The organism is Aneurinibacillus danicus (assembly GCF_007991215.1).
In the GTDB taxonomy this organism is placed as follows: domain Bacteria; phylum Bacillota; class Bacilli; order Aneurinibacillales; family Aneurinibacillaceae; genus Aneurinibacillus; species Aneurinibacillus danicus.
Genome location: NZ_BJXX01000289.1, coordinates 1 through 659, shown reverse-complemented (window position 1 = coordinate 659; position 659 = coordinate 1). Strand labels below are relative to the sequence as shown.

The following is a 659-nucleotide window of genomic DNA, read 5'->3' as shown; positions in this document are numbered from 1 at the left end:
TACTATCCTTTAATTTTTAGTATCCTTTTCAGTTTTTGTATCTCTTTGGCGACATAGCTTGCGCTAAAATCAGAGCCAAGAATCGCAATGACTGTCTCATTCTCATCATGAATCGGCGCTATGCTGGATTTCCACTCTCCGAACTTATCCATGTAAATTGGCGTGACGCCGACATGACCTTTAAAGGCATTGTAGACAACTCTCATCATGTCTTTCGGTCCTTTATATTCCTCCCCTGGTTTAATGGCAAGCCTCTGGTCTGCAACCAGGTTAATAATACGTCCATCCTCTTTCATCATCCAAATGTAATTCCACTGAATCTTTCCCTCAAGCTCACGAATCATCGTTAGCTTTTTTTGTAGCTTTTGATAGTAGGGATTCGTTACGGACGGATTGCGTTTTAACTGTTTGACATCGTCACTGTTCAGTGAAGCGGCAGTCACAATGGCAACCGAACGCAGCTGTTTGTTTAATTCTTGTTCCAATACATCGAATTCTTTTTCATTCTGTTCTATTTGATGCCGTTTTTTCTTTTCTTTTAGCTTTTTGTACTTACGGCTCATTGTAGGCTGGCTGATTTGCAGTGCCTTGGCTGCCACCTTAATCGAGCTGTATTGCTTCATAGCCAACTCCAATAGTTGCTCTTCCACCTGTTCCAG

Annotated in this window: 1 pseudogene; it reads right to left on the bottom strand. The window is 41.7% G+C overall.

The annotated features are described in order from the left end of the window. Positions 1–2 precede the first annotated feature (2 nt). A pseudogene (locus ADA01nite_RS23190) lies at positions 3–659 on the bottom strand (cache domain-containing protein); the annotation flags it as partial.